A 13,960-nucleotide genomic window follows, 5' to 3' on the forward strand; every position below is an offset into this window, starting at 1 on the left:
GAGAGTTTATAAAGGACAGTATTGCTGTCCTAACTTCCGCTCGCAAGTTAAGGGTATTTTCAAATCTGCTGAGTATTCCGGACCGGTATGGTCGGTTCAGGCATCAAACCTGCGCAGGTGCCCGTCGTGCGAGGCGGCTCGCTGACGTGTTTGCCATCCATGTTGGCGCAACGGCCGGCGTGGCGGTTCCTCGTTCTTGCCGAGATCGCGAATTTTGCCGTGGTTCGTCGGTATGTCGGTTGCGCGCGCAGCAACATGCTGGTCGCGGACGTGTCTTCCCGACTTTCGCAGACAGCGCCCGAAATGCGGCTCACGGTTGTCGGGCGCACTACGTTGGAACTGGCGTTCGAGGGCGAGGAGGCGACTGAGCTTGACCGAACGCTGGATCTGCTACGATCGGTGTGTGAAGAGCCATTCGTCCTCGACGGCGAAGTTTACCGACTGGAAATCTGCTTCGGCGCTGCCGCCGGTCCTTCTGCGAATCTCGACGACGTTCGTCTTGCTGAGGAAGCGGAAGCGGCGCTGGCGGAGGCTCGTGCGGCCCATGTTCCGGTCCGTCATGACGTTGGAGCGCTGGGCGCTCGTGAGATTCGGTCGCTGATTGATGAGTTGAGAGTGGCAATCGCTGAGGAACAACTCTTCCTCGCCTATCAGCCGAAGATCCATGTCCGCCGACAGGAGATTGGCAGCGCCGAAGCGTTGGTGCGCTGGCAGCATCCATCGCGCGGCCTAGTCCTGCCAGGTGATTTCATCGGTGCCGCGGAAGAGGGCGGGCTGATTGATCAACTTACGATCTGGACGATAGAGCGTGCCATTGCAGATCAGCGACGCCTGCTGGCCGGTGGACATGACCTGCGCATCTTCATCAACATCTCTGGCCAACTGCTCGGTGATCAGGCGTTCGTTGATGCGGCCTGTCGTTTGGTAGCGGAAGCGGACGCCAAACTCGGGTTCGAGGTTACAGAAACCTCCGTTATTCGCGATCCCGCGTCGGCCATCGCGAACCTACAGCGTTTCGCAGACATCGGCATTGTCATCGCGATCGACGATTATGGTGCCGGGCTGTCCAGCCTCGCATATTTGAAGCAATTGCCTGCGCGCGAGCTGAAGATCGACAAGCTGTTTGTGACTCAGCTGACCAGCTCCAACCGCGATCCGCTGATCGTCCGCTCCACCATCGACTTGGCTCACGCCCTTGAGATGGAGGTGGTCGCAGAGGGCGTCGAAACGCATGCCGCGCTTGCGCTTCTTACTGTCATGGGTTGCGACATGGTCCAAGGCTTCCTGATCAGTCGTCCGATCTCGCTTGAAGCGCTGATGACCTTCCTGGAGGAGGATCGGCATCATTTCGTGTCGCAGGACACGCGGGCAACGTTCAACGCCTTGGCCACTGCGTGGAAGCGCGGTTGATAACGCCGTTTAGGCGAGGGTGGCTGCTCACCCTCGCATTGCCTTTGATGGTGGCCGCCGCCGCGCCCACTGTGCGGATTAGCGATCCCAAGTTTGAAGCGCTCGCCGCCTCGGTTAAGGCTGGCATGCTGACCGATCCGGCAGAAGCGGTCGCCGAGTCGCGGTCTGCGCTTGCCTACGCGCGCCGTGCCGGATCTCTCCAGATGGAGGCCACGGCGCTGTGGCTGATGGGTGAAGCTTATAGCCGCGTTATGCAGCCTCAGCGTGCTGCTGAGGCACTGGCAGGCGCACGGCGAACGGTCGAAAAGATTGCTCCCGGCACGCAGCTTCACGCCGACATCCTCCTGTCGGAGGGGGGCGTGCTATATGCGACTGGGCAGATCGGTCGGGCGCTTTCCGACTTGCGGCGCGCTCACGATTTCTTCCGTAACCTCGGCGACACCCGAAGCCGGGCGAAGACCCTGATCATGATTGCCTTGGTCCACGCCACAGGCAACGATTACGAAGGCGCGCTTCGCTATTACGACGAAGCGATGGATGCCTATCGCGCCGATCCCGGGTTGTCGGTCGCCATTCACAACGGTCGCGGCATGGCGCTTCGGGAACTGGGTCGCCTTGGTCGCGCCAGCACTGAACTGACCAAGGCGCTCGCCTTCGCGCGGGACATGAAGAGCCCGGCGCTACAGGCGCAGGTGCTGATCAACATGTCGGAAGTGCTTCTCGCCAAGGGAGATGTGGCGGGTGCACAACGCACCATCGCCGAAGGTCTCACCCTGGCAAGCAAACCTGGCGCCGCCGCCCACCGCAGCGGCTTTATCGCGCTTGCGGCGCAGGCGGCGTTTGAACGCGGTGACCTCGCGGCGGCCGAACGCCTTATCACGGAGCGGTTCCAGGGCCAGGATCTCGACAAGACACTGCCGCCCGATCGCTCCGCTCATGATACAGCATACCGCATCTATGCGAAGCTCGGCAGGAGCGACCTCGCGGTCCGGCATCTGGCTGCCCTGAAGCGGCTCGACGATCAGGCCACCGCGACGGCCCGGTCCAATAGTGCCGCCATTGCCAGTGCGCAGTTCGACTTTGCCAATCAGGAACTGAGAATCGCTCAGCTGAAGGCGGAGGATCTTCAGAAAACGGTGGCATTCGAGCGTGCCCGCGCCCGAACCCAGCAATGGTTGTTCCTGGGCACGTTGCTCATCATCGCTCTGCTCATCTTCGGCATCGTGACCATCCGGCGCAGCCGTAACGCACTGGCGCGGACCAACACGGCGCTGGGCAAGGCTCTGGCTGCGAAGACTGAATTTCTGGCCACTACCAGTCACGAGATCCGTACGCCGCTCAACGGCATCCTTGGTATGACTCAGGTGATGCTTGCCGATCCGAAAACCGATCCTCCCACGCGCGATCGGCTGTCGGTCGTGCATGGTGCCGGCATGACGATGCGCGCGCTGGTGGATGACATCCTCGATGTCGCGAAGATCGAAACCGGTCGCATGACGATCGAGGAAGCACCGACCGACATCAGGCGCACCATCCAGGAAGCGGCCCGCATCTGGGAGGATCAGGCCCGCGCGAAGGGGCTTGGCTTCTCCCTCGATCTGGAAAACGCGCCGCATTGTGCCGTCGCCGACGCGACCCGCTTGCGTCAGATCGTGTTCAACCTGTTGTCAAACGCGGTGAAGTTCACCGCCAGCGGTCACGTGAGCGTGACCGCCAAGATCGTGGATGATCGCTGGCGCCTGGTGGTGACGGATACCGGCATCGGGATCGCACCGGACAAGCACGAGATCATCTTCGAGGCGTTCCGCCAGGCTGATGCCGGTACGACCCGGCAGTTCGGCGGGACCGGGCTGGGATTGTCCATCTGTCGCAATCTGTCACGCGCGATGGGCGGCGATGTGATTGTCACCAGCATGGAAGGGGCGGGCGCTACCTTCGTCCTCGACCTGCCGTATGAGCCTGCAGTACTTGACGAAGTGGCGGCGGCGCCCGGCGCAGGCGTGCTGGTCGTTGACCGCAATCCAATCACTCGAGCGATGTTCAAAGCGCTGCTCTCCCCGGTCGGCGGCACCGTGTCCTTCGCGGGTACCGCCGAGGAGGCCCGGGAAGCAGTCGCGGCGCGGCCGGCCGCGACGCTGTTGCTGGACGACGCAACACTGCGCACCAGCGAGGATCCCATCGAAGCGGTACGCGCGCTGGCGCAGGCTGCACCTGCAGCGCGGATCGCCCTGCTGGGCCCGCGGCTTGAGGTGCTGGAGCAAGCGCGGCTGGGTGAGGCCGGCGTTTCTCGCTTCATCATCAAGCCGATTGGCAAAGAAGCACTCGTTCAGGCCCTGTTTAGCGACGAACCGGACGTCTCCGCTCTTGTTTCCCACGCGGCTTGAGACAATAACAGCGCTGGCAATGGAACGATTAGCCTGCCTGTTCGGCCTGCGGCCATGAACGTCCTGTTTATCGAGGACGATCGGATGAACCGCCGCGTGGTCCGCGATATGCTTAACGTGGCCGGAGCGGACATGATCGAGGCAGAGAGCGCCGAGGAAGGGCTGCGCCTGCTCGACGATCAGGAGTTCGATATGCTCCTGGTCGATCTGCGCATGCCCGGCATGGATGGGATCACCGCCATTCGGCATATTCGTGCGCGGCCGGATCAGAAGGGGCGCGTTCCGATCATTGTCGTTACCGCCGATACCGCGGTCGATCTGCGCGAGCGCTGCCTTGTCGCGGGCGCAGACGAGGTGATCTTCAAGCCCGTTGCAATGGACAATCTGTTCGACGCGATGGGCCGCGTGCTCGCGGCCCATGACGGTGGCTTGATCGGCTGATCAATAGCCGCGGTCGAGATCGGCGACATTCTCCATCGGTCGTCCGGTGCGATAAGCCTCCAGGTTGCGCAGGAACATGGCGCCTGCGCGCTGGAACATCTTGGTCTGGCTGCGTCCCGACAGGTGCATGGAGATCATGCAATTGGGCGCTTTCCACAGTGGGTGATCGGCCGGAAGCGGTTCCGGATTGGTGGGGTCGAGAAAGGCGCCGCCCAGCTTTCCGCTGTGAAGTGCCGCGAGCAGCGCATCGTCGTCGATCATGTCGCCACGTGCGATGTTGATCAGCCAGGCCCCCGGCTTCATTGCCGCAATCTCTGCCCCGCCGATCATCGACTTCGTCTCCCCGGTGGAGGGGGCCGCGAGCACCACCCAGTCGAACTCGCCCAATCGTGCGCGCCACGCATCAGGGGTCAGCGTGCCATTGCTGCCAGAGCGGGTCACGCCAGTAACCTCGACGCCGAACGCAGCCAGCCGATCCCCGATCAGGCGCCCGATCGCACCATATCCGATCACGATCGCCTTGGTCTCGGCAAGCTCGATCTTGCCGGGCGAATCGCGGAGCCACTCGGCCCGGTCCTGCGCGCGAATCACGTCGTCCAGCCGCTTGGCCGCGGCCAGCACGCCTAGTGCTGCATATTCGGCCACCGCGATCGCGTTGATACCGACGCCATTGGTGAGTGTGGCGCCGCGCGCGCGCAGCACATCCAGCGGAAAGGCGTCGAGCCCGGCGTAGATGGTGGAGACCCACTTCAGCCCGTCTCCCGCGGCGCGAAGCGTCTCTTCGGTCAGCTTCGTCGGCTGCATGTCGACCCAGGCGATCTCTGCATCGGCAATCATCGCCTTTGCGTCATCAGGGCTCGACCACCAGGCAACGTCGAGATCGGGCGGGAGCTGCGGTTCGAGCAGCGGACGGGCGATTGCGGGGAGAACAGCCTTCATGACCCTAGGTGATAGCGCGGCGCATGCGGCTCGCCTATCGGGTTGATGTGATCGCCATTCTCTCCGCCGTTGTCGCCGCCGCAGCCCTGACTGGGCCTCTCGGCTCGACCTCCGCCAGCCCTGCCGTTGCTAGCCCTGCCATCGCCAGCCCCGCCGTCGCCAGCCTCGAGGCATTGCGTGCAATCGACCTTCGGCTTGCTACCATCGCGCAGCGGTTGGTCACGGCCAACGCACCCCTCTGCCGTGACACCGTGCCGGCCACCGGCATGATCCTTCACGCCGAAACTCAGTATGACCCCGAGTCACAGCCAGCTGCGCGTCAGGCGTTCCGTTTCGCAACCCCGGTATCGGTGGAGGCGGTGGTGCCTGGCTCTCCCGCTGCTGTTGCCGGGATCCGCGCAAATGATGGCCTGGCGAAGATCGGATCGGACGCGCTCGGCGCCGCTGCGCAACCGCCTTCCAGCGCGGATCGCGACGCTGCGCTCGACTTACTGGAGCGCCAGAAATCCCCCGTATCTGTGACCGTTGCTCGCGACGGCGAGCGGCGCGAGGTGAAGATCCCGGCAAGTCTCGGCTGCCGGGCACGTTTCGAAGTGGTGCTCGGGCCGAAGATGACGGCCCAGTCCGATGGCAAGGTCGTCCAGATCGGCATGCGCTTCTTCGAGCGCTATCGTGACGAGGAAACGACGGTCATCGTGGCGCACGAACTCGCGCACGTCATCCTGAAGCATCGCGTCCGGCTCGAGGCTGCCGGGGTGAAGGGAGGCTTGCTCAAGGAGATCGGACGCAATGCGCAGCTTGGCCAGACGGCTGAGCTGGAAGCCGACACGCTTGGGGTTGCCCTGCTTCACAACGCCGGCTTCGATCCTGCGTCCGCCGCGCGCTTCTGGCGGGAGCGGGGCGGTGACATCGACGGCGGCCTGTTCCGCAGCCGCACCCATCCCGCGACAAAGCGTCGGATCGCGGCGATCGAAGCGGCGGCCGGCGCGATACCGGCCGGCGAACGACCCTACCTTTCGCCCGTCTTGGCCCAGCGCGATTCGCCGCTGCGCTGAGCTGGGGCCGAACCTGCGCGAGCGAAGCCGCGAGTCCTGCGTCCATCAGACGGTGGTGATGCGCCAATCCCAGCCCAGCGGATCGCCATCCATCACCTCCACCCCCACCCCTGCCAGTTCGTCGCGAATTGCGTCAGACGCAGCGAAATCTTTGGCCGCGCGGGCTTCCTGCCGCTTTGCAAGCCGGGCGGCGATCGCAGCTTCATCAATGGTCGCCGAGGCCGGCCGCACGCGCAGGTCTTCGCGCTTGATCGTGTCGAGCGGCAAGCCGAGCACTTCGGTGAAGTCCTGCAGCGCGGCCAGCCGGTCGCCAGGCGAGACCTTCTTGTCCGCAATCAATGCGTCCAGGATGGGCAACGCCTTGGGTGTGTTGAGATCCTCCGACACTGCGGCTTCCAGCTGCTCGCGATAGCCCGCAGCGGAGCCCTTCTGCGGCGCATCCGCTCGCGTCCGAAGACCTTCGATGGCCTGCGCCAGTCGCTTCAGCCGGACCTGAGCGGCGGCCAGATTATCCCACGAGAACTCCAGCTCGCTGCGATAATGCGCCTGCAGACACAGCATCCGGTAGGACAGGGGGTGGAAGCCGCGATCTACCAAGGCCTGCAGCGTCAGGAATTCGCCGGAGGACTTGCTCATCTTTCCTGCGCGCTCGACCAGGAAATTGTTGTGCATCCAGAAAGCAGCGCCGCTGTCGGCGCAACCGCAATGGGCCTGGTTCTGGGCAATTTCGTTGGGGTGATGGATCTCGCGATGGTCGATGCCGCCGGTGTGGATATCGAATGATTCGCCAAGGTACTTCTTGCTCATAACAGAGCATTCGAGATGCCAGCCCGGTGCCCCCCGACCCCAGGGCGAATCCCATTCCATCTGGCGGTTCTCGCCCGGCGCTGACGTGCGCCAGATCGCAAAGTCCTGCGCGTGCCGCTTGCCGGCCACCGGATCGATCCGACCCTCGCCGGCGTCATCCGCCGATCGCGCCAGCCGCCCGTAATCGGGGACCGTCGTCACGTCGAAGTACAGGCCGCTGTCGAGCCGGTAGCAATGCTTCGCCTCGATCTGGACGGCGAAGTCGATCATCTCGGCGATGTGATCGGTTGCCAGCGGCAGATGCGTCGGCTTGCGGATGTTGAGGTCCGCAAGGTTCTGCTTGAACGCATCGGTATAATGGCGTGCGATTGCCCAGATGTCCTTGCCGGCCCGCTTGGCTGCCGCCTCCATCTTGTCGTCGCCGGCGTCCGCGTCGGAGGTCAGGTGGCCCACGTCGGTGATGTTGATGACATGGGTGAGGTCAAAGCCCTTCCACGTGAGCACGCGCGACAGCGTGTCCGTAAAGACATAGGCGCGCAGATTGCCGACATGGGCGTAATTGTAGACGGTTGGCCCGCAGGAATAGACGCGCACGCCCTTCGCCGAATCAAGGGGCTCGAACGCGCGCGGCGAGCGCGACAGGCTGTCGTAGAGCGAAAGCGTCGTCATGGAACGCGCTCTACCGCCGCCTTGGCCACACGCAAAGGGAGCCGCATGGTTGTGGCGCAATCGCCACAGCGCGGCGGGTTGCGCCGCCAACAGGGGAGTGGTAGACGCAGCGGGTTCACGGCGCGGGCTATGCTTGCTGCCGCCGTTTCCGTTTCGCGGAATCGGGCTGTTTCAGATCTCGGAGAAGTGTCGGTTTTATGCAGATCATCGTTCGCGACAACAACGTCGACCAGGCCCTGCGCGCGCTCAAGAAGAAGCTGCAGCGCGAAGGCGTTTATCGCGAAATGAAGCTGCGTCGGCACTATGAGAAGCCGTCGGAGAAGCGTGCACGTGAGCGTGCGGCTGCTGTCCGTCGTGCTCGCAAGCTGGAGCGCAAGCGTGCGGAGCGTGACGGCGCCCGGTAATCACCGCGCGATCGTCTCAACTTTCTCTTTCATTTGCTGCAATCCGGGCGCGTTGATTCGCGCCTGGTCATGACCGGGGGATCGCCATGTCGACCGTCACCGCCGTTCCGATCGCGCCGGTCAAGCGCAGCTATGTGGTGTGGCTGATCGTCGGCATCGTCGCCGCCGTGATGGCCGCCGCGGCGCTGGCCGTGCAGGGTGACGACTTCCTGACGCGCAATGCGCGCAAGGCTGGCGTAGTGACGACGGCCTCTGGCCTTCAGTACCAGGTGCTCGAGGCCGGATCCGGCGCGAAGCCGACGGACACGGATGTGGCGTTGGTCATGTATGAAGGCAAGCTGCTCGACGGCACGACCTTCGACAAGTCGCAGCAGCCGACACCGTTCCCGGTGACTGGCGTAGTGAAGGGCTTTTCGGAAGGCCTGAAGCTCATGCCGAAGGGCGCCAAGTACCGGTTCTGGATCAAGCCGGAACTCGGTTATGGTTCTGAAACCAAGGGTCCGATCCCCGGCAATTCGACGTTGATGTTCGATGTCGAGCTGATCGACTTCCTGCCGGAAGCTGTGCTCCGCCAGCTGCAGCAGCAGCAGATGATGGGCGGCGCTCCGGGTGCCGGTGTCCCAGGCGCTGCGCCTCCCGCCGGCCGCTAAGCAGACCTGAAACTTTCGAAAGGCGCTGCCGCTACGAAGCGGCGGCGCCTTTGTCGTTACGGACGTATCTGGCTCAGCGTCTCCCTGTCGGCCGTCGGCGAATCAGGCCGTCAAATCGGCAAGGCGCTGAGTCGGGCATGAGAATTCGGCCAAGCTGCGCTGAAATCCGACGTGTCTGGTCTGAAGTACGTTCGCTTGCCGGCTCGCCGGCGCGATCAGCTCGACCAAACGCTAGACCCTGGCGTTCCGAACCGTCGCTTGATCTAACGAGTGCAGACCCGCTCGCTGGCTGGTGAATGCGCAATGATCAGCTGACGGCGCTGCGCTGGAGCTGCCGTGCGGTTAGCGGGCGATGACGTTGGCGCGGCGTTGCGCTTGTCTAAGCTGAGAGCCTCGTTGACTTGCAACTGTGGCATAGGCGCCGCACGTCCCTGGCGATCAGGAACGTACGACGCATCGTTCACATCAAAGCGTGCGGCCGACCATGATCGTCGGGGTGATGTCCGTGAAGTTCGGAACATCCGCCTGAAGTTCGCCGATCCGCGGATTGGCCATTGCCTGACCCATGGCTTCGGGCGATGCGAAGTGGAAATGGGCGATGAGCGCAAACGGCGCAGCGCCGCCGCCGGGCGCCTGGCCCTCGATCAGTTCCACCCGATCCGGATTCCAGATCTCGCGGGCAAGCTCGGCATGCTTGGCCTTGTAGTAGCCCGCGTCAAACTTGGCGCCGTCATGGTTCGGATACAGAACACTAACGATCATGATTTCCCTCTCCCCTTATGAAAACGGGCGCCCTTGGAAGGGGCGCCCGTCGTTGGTTTCCAATCAGGCGTTTTCGCCGACGATGGTCTTCACTTCCATGAAGTCGGTCAGGCCCCATTTGCCACCCTCACGGCCGTTGCCGGAGGACTTGTAGCCACCGAACGGAGTTGCGCCGTTCGGGCCCCAGGAATTGATCGTGACGAGGCCGGCGCGCAGCTTGCCCGCGATCTTGGCTGCTTCGGACGGATCGCCCGAAATCGTGGCGGAAAGGCCGTAATCGGTGTCGTTCGCCATCTCGACCGCCTGATCGGTATCCTCATAGGTGGTGATGGTGGCGACCGGGCCGAACGTCTCTTCGCGATAGATCCGCATTTCCGGCGTCACGTCCGCGAGCACCGTGGGTTTCACGTAATAGCCGGCGTTGCGACCGTCCGGACGGCCAACGCCGCCGGTGACCAGTCGCGCACCCTCGTCCAGCGCCGACTGGATCAGGGTCTGGATCTTCTCGAACTGCGCCTTGTTGACGACCGGTCCGATGTGCGCGCCCTCCTTTTCGGGGCTGTCGATCTGCGTCGCTTCCATGATCGCCTTCACGACCTCTTCCGCTTCGTTCACCTGACTTTTGTGAACGAGGAGGCGGGTCGGGGCGATGCAGCTCTGGCCAGTGTTGGCGATGACGCCGGCCAGCGTGGGCGGCAGCACTTCACCCAGCTTCGCGCCTTCGAGCACGACGTTCGGCGCCTTGCCGCCCAGCTCCTGGTGGACGCGCTTCACGGTCGCGGCGGCCGCGGTCGCCACGGCGATGCCGGCGCGGGTCGAGCCGGTGAAGCTCACCATGTCCACGTCCTTGTGGGCGGACAATGCCGCGCCGACCGTCGGGCCATCGCCATTGACGAGGTTGAACACGCCTGCCGGCACGCCTGCCTCATCCAGGATCTCGGCAAAGATCATGGCGTTGGTTGGCGCTTCTTCGGACGGCTTCAGGATCATGGTGTTGCCGGCGGCAAGCGCAGGCGCAACCTTGGCGCAAATCTGGTTCAGCGGCCAGTTCCAGGGCGTGATCATCGCTACCACCCCGATCGGCTCATGCACGACGCGCGCGCCCTTGCCGGCTGCTTCCGAGAAGCTGAATTCCTTCAGCGCCGCCAGCGTGCCCATGAAGTGCCCGAGGCCGGCGGGGGCCTGCGCCATGTTGGCGAAGGAGATCGGCGCGCCCATTTCGCGGCTGGTGGCGGCGGCAAGATCGGGAATCCGCTTCTTGTAGAGCGCGATGATCCGCTCGAGCAGGGCGATGCGATCCTCGACCGTCGATTCCGACCAGGTCTTGAACGCCTTTTTGGCGGCAGCGACTGCCTTGTTGACGTCGGCTTCCGTGCCGAGGGTGATTTCGGTGGTGGCCTGCTCGGTCGCGGGGTCGATGACCTCGTGGCGATTGCCACCTTCGCTGTCGACCCAGGCGCCGTCGATATATTGCTTCAGATAGCTTTGCATTGTGCCTCTCCGCCTAGTTGGACGTGTGTTTCTGCACGCTTGTGCGGCTCGATTAAGTCAGTTGCAACAGGAAACGCGGCGCATGGGAAGCGTGCCGCGACGGGACAATGTCGCGCTCTTGCGGGCAGGCGCGCGGGCGGCGGACCGGATAGGGAAGGATGGAGATGATCGACCTGCCGGCCAACGCCCAGGACGAAGCGAAAGGATTTGCCTATGCGTATCGCCCCCGTCCTCCTCGCCATCGCGATGGCGGCCGTGCCGGCGAATGGACAGCAGGGAAGCGCCCCGTTCGTGGTGCAGGAAACTGGTGAGGGCTTTGCGACGCTGGACGAGGCATTGCAGGCCAACCGTGGGCAGGATTTCACGGTGCTCGTCGCGCCCGGCGTGTACCGCCAGTGCGCCGTGCAGCAGGCCGGCCGGGTGACGTTCAAGGCAGTGAAGCCTGGCAGCGCCATTTTCGAAGGGGCGTGTGAGGACAAGGCAGCACTGGTGCTGCGCGGCGCGGGTTCGGTGGTGGACGGCCTCGTTTTTCGCGGGATTCGGGTACCCGACGGCAACGGCGCGGGCATTCGCATCGAAATCGGCGACCTCGTGGTCCGCAATTCCATGTTTCTGGACAGCCAGGAAGGCATCCTGGGCGGAACGGAGGAGCCGACCAGTGTTACGGTGGATCGCTCCACTTTCTCCGGGCTTGGGCAATGCCACGAAACGGAGGATTGCGCGCACTCAATCTATCTCGCCAGTCGCGGCAGCGTGACGATCACGAACTCCCGGTTCGAACATGGGCGCGGCGGCCATTATGTGAAGCTGCGCGTCCCGCGAGTGACGATCACCGACAACAGCTTCGACGATTCGGCCGGCAATCGCACGAACTACATGATCGACCTGCCTGAGGGCGCGATTGGAGAGATCGCGCGCAACACCTTCGTCCAGGGCGTACAGAAGGAGAATTGGGGCGGCATGATCGTGGTCGCCGCGGAGCAACGCAAATATCGATCCGCCGGGTTGAGCGTGCACGACAATGTCGCGACGCTTGCTCCCGGACAGACGAAAAGCCCGGCCTTCGTCGCCAACGTCAGCGGTGAGCGCTTGGCCTTGGGAGCGAACCAGCTTGGCGCCGGCGTGCGCGCCTATGAGGTCCGCAATCCCTGAGCAGGGCCGGCACCGGCTCAGTCCGGCGCCAACCGAGTGGTTGCGTCGGACTTTGAAGGATGGCCGGGCAGAGGATTCGTCCGCCGCCCGGCCGTTCTGATCAGCGGCAGGTGTCGCCCGGGCCGCTGTCGAGATCGAGGCAGCGCCCGTCGAGGCCCTGAACCGGCAATTTGATCGTCGCGGCAAGCGTGGGCACGATATCCACCGTCTCAATGGATTGCGGCTGTTCGAAGCCTGCCATGCCCTTGCGCCAGAAGAGGATCGGCACGCGGCGGTCATAGTCCCAGGGGCTGCCGTGGGTGGCGACATAACCCGGACCAGGCTTGGCGATGCCCACTACGCGCGGCTTCAGCAGGAGGAGCAGGTCGCCGGAACGCTCCGGATCGTAGGAAGCATGCGCCCGCTCGACCAGCGTCCAGGTCTCCGGCGGCGCGGACGGGATCGTGGCCGCCGCGATTTCTTCGCGTGTCAGTACGGCGGCGACCTGAGGGAATGCCTGGAGCCGCTTCACGGCTTCGGCGATCACCGCCTGACGCCGGTTGGCCGGCACCGAATCGGCGATGTAGATGTCGCCTTCCGACCCGAGGAGAACCGGTCCGGCGATCCCCAGCTGCTTGCCGATCGCTTCGCCGACCGCCTTCACAGACACGTCCGCGCTGACGCGGCTTTCGCCGGGCATCGCACGCTGTTGTTGCCGCTCGGTCATGTCGTGGCCGCCGTGATCCGCGGTCAGCACCACCTGATAGTCGAGCCCCCAGGAATCCAGCACCGCGAAGAACCCGCCCAGCGTCTTGTCGAGTTCGGCCATCTGGAGGCACATTTCGCCGCCGCCGGGGCCAAAGCCATGGCCGATGTAATCGGTCGCCGAGGCGCCGATCGAAATGATGTCAGGCGCGCTTCCCTGGCCCAGCTTCATGTCCTGGATAAGGCCGGCAGCGATCGCGAACACCGCGCCATCGAGGGCAGGCGATGCGCGGAAGGCACGGGTATCCCCTGCAGCGCGCGCGAACCGCCCGTCGCCGATCGTCTGATTGCCGACCTGGATCGGCTGCATCAGCGGGCGGCAGAAGCCGGGAACGGTGAGCGGCTCCTGCGGCTGGGCGATCAGCTTGGCGACGGCGTCGCGCCCGCGCTGAACCGCCGGCGGCACTGCGCGTCCGTCATAGGAAATGAAGTCCTTGCCGCCCCAGAACCAGACCTCGTCGATCTTGTGCCCGCCCATCATGATGGCCGCGCGATCCTTGCCCGCAACTGAGACGACCCGGCTGGCCGGATTGGCAGCCTTCATCATCTCGCCAAGCGTCGGCACCTTCAGGTGGAGGTCGGAGGGCTTGTAGTTGTTATGGTCCGTGCCCGGGATCCGTTCGTCCTCGGCGCAATAGACTTCCTTGTCGGCACGCGGCGCCTTCTGGTTGATCCAATTGTTGGCGATGATGCCGGTATGCCCCGGACGCATCCCCGTGAGGATGGTGGAGTGACCCGGGCAGGTTTCGGTGCCCGCGTGGCTCTGATAGCCGGATGGGAAAACCGCGCCTTGCAGCAGACGGGCGAAGCCATCGGTGAAGCGATTGCGATATTGCGCGAACAGGTCCGCGGAAAACTGGTCAACCGAAATGGCGACGATCAGCTTCGGGGGCGTGGTCGGGGTGGTCGCGACAGCCGGCGCGGCCGGTTGCGCCGACTCTAGCGCAGCCTCCTGTGCGGCGGCGGCTCCAGCGGTAAGCGGAAGCGCGATGGAAGCGAGCAGGGAGGCAAGCAGAGCTTTCATGACAGACCTTGGTGCAAAGCAGGGGCGG

At 64.1% G+C, this 13,960-nt stretch carries 12 protein-coding genes; 7 read left to right on the top strand and 5 right to left on the bottom strand.

All coding sequences use genetic code 11. From position 1 onward, the window contains the following. Positions 1 to 159 precede the first annotated feature (159 nt). The 3 genes from LK535_RS08625 to LK535_RS08635 are packed head-to-tail and all read left to right on the top strand — an operon-like array spanning position 160 to position 4,235. Entirely contained in the window at positions 160 to 1,410 is a 1,251-nt protein-coding gene (locus tag LK535_RS08625) for an EAL domain-containing protein (RefSeq protein WP_227771482.1), read from the top strand. A gap of 47 nt (positions 1,411 to 1,457) precedes the next feature. Beyond that, entirely contained in the window at positions 1,458 to 3,794 is a 2,337-nt protein-coding gene (locus tag LK535_RS08630) for an ATP-binding protein (protein ID WP_227771483.1), read from the top strand. A 54-nt stretch (positions 3,795 to 3,848) separates the two neighbouring features. After that, complete coding sequence (locus tag LK535_RS08635; RefSeq protein ID WP_227771484.1) at positions 3,849 to 4,235, top strand: response regulator; 387 nt, start codon at positions 3,849 to 3,851, stop codon at positions 4,233 to 4,235. Here LK535_RS08635 and LK535_RS08640 read toward each other — a convergent pair whose 3' ends face one another. Continuing rightward, positions 4,236 to 5,174, bottom strand: coding sequence for a D-2-hydroxyacid dehydrogenase (locus LK535_RS08640; RefSeq protein WP_227771485.1), 939 nt, complete (start codon positions 5,172 to 5,174; stop codon positions 4,236 to 4,238). It abuts the gene before it with no gap. 23 nt (positions 5,175 to 5,197) lie between these two features. On the opposite strand from LK535_RS08640, the gene LK535_RS08645 reads away from it, so the two are divergent. Further along, on the top strand, positions 5,198 to 6,229 hold the full coding sequence (locus LK535_RS08645) for a M48 family metallopeptidase (protein WP_227771486.1): 1,032 nt from the start codon (positions 5,198 to 5,200) through the stop codon (positions 6,227 to 6,229). Between the two features lie 45 nt (positions 6,230 to 6,274). Here LK535_RS08645 and cysS read toward each other — a convergent pair whose 3' ends face one another. Further along, positions 6,275 to 7,705, bottom strand: a complete 1,431-nt coding sequence (cysS, locus tag LK535_RS08650) for a cysteine--tRNA ligase (protein ID WP_227771487.1) — start codon at positions 7,703 to 7,705, stop codon at positions 6,275 to 6,277. A gap of 197 nt (positions 7,706 to 7,902) precedes the next feature. Here cysS and rpsU point away from each other — a divergent pair, with 197 nt between their 5' ends. Next, on the top strand, positions 7,903 to 8,109 hold the full coding sequence (gene rpsU, locus LK535_RS08655; protein ID WP_007404630.1) for a 30S ribosomal protein S21: 207 nt from the start codon (positions 7,903 to 7,905) through the stop codon (positions 8,107 to 8,109). An 86-nt stretch (positions 8,110 to 8,195) separates the two neighbouring features. Beyond that, a complete protein-coding gene (locus LK535_RS08660; protein ID WP_227771488.1) occupies positions 8,196 to 8,759 on the top strand; it encodes an FKBP-type peptidyl-prolyl cis-trans isomerase in 564 nt (187 codons plus the stop codon). Between the two features lie 465 nt (positions 8,760 to 9,224). Here the strand turns inward: LK535_RS08660 and LK535_RS08665 are convergent, their stop codons facing one another. Continuing rightward, positions 9,225 to 9,521, bottom strand: a complete 297-nt coding sequence (locus LK535_RS08665; RefSeq protein ID WP_066780549.1) for an EthD family reductase — start codon at positions 9,519 to 9,521, stop codon at positions 9,225 to 9,227. Between the two features lie 63 nt (positions 9,522 to 9,584). Then, positions 9,585 to 11,012: an aldehyde dehydrogenase family protein gene (locus tag LK535_RS08670; RefSeq protein ID WP_227771489.1), complete on the bottom strand. Its 1,428-nt coding sequence runs from the start codon at positions 11,010 to 11,012 to the stop codon at positions 9,585 to 9,587. A gap of 213 nt (positions 11,013 to 11,225) precedes the next feature. Between LK535_RS08670 and LK535_RS08675 the strand changes: the two genes are divergently transcribed. Beyond that, positions 11,226 to 12,164 carry a right-handed parallel beta-helix repeat-containing protein gene (locus LK535_RS08675; protein WP_227771490.1) on the top strand — a complete coding sequence of 313 codons (939 nt, stop codon included), beginning with the start codon at positions 11,226 to 11,228 and terminating at the stop codon, positions 12,162 to 12,164. Positions 12,165 to 12,264: 100 nt separating this feature from the next. Here LK535_RS08675 and LK535_RS08680 read toward each other — a convergent pair whose 3' ends face one another. Beyond that, the gene (locus LK535_RS08680) at positions 12,265 to 13,932 is read right to left on the bottom strand and encodes an alkaline phosphatase family protein (RefSeq protein WP_227771491.1); all 1,668 of its coding nucleotides are present in this window, start codon (positions 13,930 to 13,932) and stop codon (positions 12,265 to 12,267) included. Positions 13,933 to 13,960: the final 28 nt, after the last annotated feature.

Source organism: Sphingomonas sp. IC4-52, assembly GCF_020707225.1.
Classification (GTDB): Bacteria; Pseudomonadota; Alphaproteobacteria; order Sphingomonadales; family Sphingomonadaceae; genus Sphingomonas.

Excerpts from the sequence above, each read along its gene's own strand:
- LK535_RS08625 (WP_227771482.1), top strand. The coding sequence starts at position 160 with ATGTTGGCGCAACGGCCGGCGTGGCGGTTCCTCGTTCTTGCCGAGATC.
- LK535_RS08630 (WP_227771483.1), top strand. The coding sequence starts at position 1,458 with ATGGTGGCCGCCGCCGCGCCCACTGTGCGGATTAGCGATCCCAAGTTT.
- LK535_RS08635 (WP_227771484.1), top strand. The coding sequence starts at position 3,849 with ATGAACGTCCTGTTTATCGAGGACGATCGGATGAACCGCCGCGTGGTC.
- LK535_RS08640 (WP_227771485.1), bottom strand. The coding sequence starts at position 5,174 with ATGAAGGCTGTTCTCCCCGCAATCGCCCGTCCGCTGCTCGAACCGCAG.
- LK535_RS08645 (WP_227771486.1), top strand. The coding sequence starts at position 5,198 with ATGCGGCTCGCCTATCGGGTTGATGTGATCGCCATTCTCTCCGCCGTT.
- cysS (WP_227771487.1), bottom strand. The coding sequence starts at position 7,705 with ATGACGACGCTTTCGCTCTACGACAGCCTGTCGCGCTCGCCGCGCGCG.
- rpsU (WP_007404630.1), top strand. The coding sequence starts at position 7,903 with ATGCAGATCATCGTTCGCGACAACAACGTCGACCAGGCCCTGCGCGCG.
- LK535_RS08660 (WP_227771488.1), top strand. The coding sequence starts at position 8,196 with ATGTCGACCGTCACCGCCGTTCCGATCGCGCCGGTCAAGCGCAGCTAT.
- LK535_RS08665 (WP_066780549.1), bottom strand. The coding sequence starts at position 9,521 with ATGATCGTTAGTGTTCTGTATCCGAACCATGACGGCGCCAAGTTTGAC.
- LK535_RS08670 (WP_227771489.1), bottom strand. The coding sequence starts at position 11,012 with ATGCAAAGCTATCTGAAGCAATATATCGACGGCGCCTGGGTCGACAGC.
- LK535_RS08675 (WP_227771490.1), top strand. The coding sequence starts at position 11,226 with ATGCGTATCGCCCCCGTCCTCCTCGCCATCGCGATGGCGGCCGTGCCG.
- LK535_RS08680 (WP_227771491.1), bottom strand. The coding sequence starts at position 13,932 with ATGAAAGCTCTGCTTGCCTCCCTGCTCGCTTCCATCGCGCTTCCGCTT.